General features: G+C 42.1%; 1 protein-coding gene. It reads right to left on the bottom strand.

Going from position 1 to position 915, the window contains the following annotated elements; translation table 11 throughout:
• Positions 1-199: 199 nt before the first annotated feature.
• Positions 200-730 (bottom strand): lipoprotein, encoded by a 531-nt coding sequence (locus NNO02_RS23345; protein ID WP_442867932.1) that lies wholly within the window; start codon positions 728-730, stop codon positions 200-202.
• Between the last annotated feature and the right edge of the window lie 185 nt (positions 731-915).

Raw genomic sequence — 915 nt, forward strand, 5'->3', positions numbered from 1 at the left:
ATATAATATAGATGAACTTAAAAAATTTTATGGGGCACTATTCAAAAATCATTTTGGATTCGACTTGGATGATTTCACATTGCTTTAATATTTAGCTTCTTATTATGGCATCTCATATTATAATGGAGATGCCTGTAGTAAATGTATTAGCTCAGACCTTCAACAAATAAACAGAGGCACTTAGCGATTCAATATTCTTTTAGTTGGCTTTCCAACCATTACTGGTCTTAACTAAATTCATGGCACCATCAGCAGGTTCATTCATCCCTTTAACGCCAACGAACGCCTTTTTGTCAATCCAGCCCGGAACGTCAACCAGCTTCCATGTATATGACACGCGAACAACCTTCTGACCGCCGTTACCCGGTTCCGTCCATTCCTTGATCTCGTCAACAGCACGACGACCGACACAAGCACCGTCTGTTGTGCTCCAAACTTTGGCTTTTTTGCCTTCCTCTGTTATCCCTAATACGTTCGAATCATAGCCCTGCTCAAAGACCATCATTCTCTGCTCTACAAATCCATCGAGGATCACTGAATTGGTCCCTGTGCCAGTCGAATCAAGACGTGGCTTGGCAAGACGGATGGGGAAGCTGGTGTTATTGTTATCCAGCGAGAAGCAGTATCTGCTCTGCCCAATCTTGGCGTTAATCGCTTTTTCAAAATCACCTTTTTCACCACATCCCGCCAGCGCCAGAGCTGCGCCAGCAACGAGTAAAATCTTCTTCATCTACGTATCCATCCTGATAATCAAAAATGTTGCCATGTATTGGTGCTTTTCTGGTTAGCTGTGTGTTTCTGCGTGTTCAGACCACAGCAAAACCACTTCCTAACCAATTGATAGGATTCAATTCTTTTTAAGGCTCGTCATATCGTTTAAAACGATCAAAAACCACCATATGATAGTATTTATCT

The sequence above is a fragment of the Citrobacter sp. Awk 2 genome, assembly GCF_028069815.1.
Taxonomy (GTDB): domain Bacteria; phylum Pseudomonadota; class Gammaproteobacteria; order Enterobacterales; family Enterobacteriaceae; genus Citrobacter.

Bases quoted from the DNA above. Each gene is read 5' to 3' on its own strand.
- NNO02_RS23345 (WP_442867932.1), bottom strand. From the start codon at position 730: ATGAAGAAGATTTTACTCGTTGCTGGCGCAGCTCTGGCGCTGGCGGGA.